The organism is Streptomyces sp. 4F14, from assembly GCF_048159485.1.
Lineage (GTDB): Bacteria > Actinomycetota > Actinomycetes > Streptomycetales > Streptomycetaceae > Streptomyces.
Genome location: NZ_JBLRVY010000119.1, coordinates 1 through 475, shown reverse-complemented (window position 1 = coordinate 475; position 475 = coordinate 1). Strand labels below are relative to the sequence as shown.

General features: G+C 64.6%; 1 protein-coding gene. It reads right to left on the bottom strand.

Annotated features, from left to right (window positions below; all coding sequences use genetic code 11):
* Positions 1-22: 22 nt before the first annotated feature.
* The coding region (locus tag ACLZOT_RS49915) for a thiamine pyrophosphate-dependent enzyme (RefSeq protein WP_416975973.1) at positions 23-475 on the bottom strand (453 nt) is incomplete at its 5' end.

Here is a 475-nt window from a genome sequence, read left to right as displayed (position 1 = left end):
GCCCCTTCTGTGAGCGGACGCGTCAGACCTTCAGCGTCTTGATCGACGTGGGCGCGTGCTCCGGCTCCGTCGCGATCTCCTCGAACTCGACGACGTTGCTGATGTCGTTGGTCGTCGACATGGAGATGTTGGTGACGCGCTCCAGGATGGCCTCGACGACCACCGGGACCTGGAACTCGGCGGCGAGCTTCTTGGCCTGCTCGAAGGCGGCGCCCAGCTCGGCCGGGTCGGTCACCCGGATCGCCTTGCAGCCGAGGCCCTCGGCGACCTTGACGTGGTCGACGCCGTAGACGCCCAGCTCGGGCGAGTTGATGTTCTCGAACTCCAGGTTGACCTGGAAGTCGATGTCGAACGCCCGCTGCGCCTGACTGATCAGGCCCAGGTAGGAGTTGTTGACGAGGACATGGACGTACGGGATCTTGTGCTGCGCCCCGACGGCCAGCTCCTCGATCATGAACTGGAAGTCGTAGTCGCC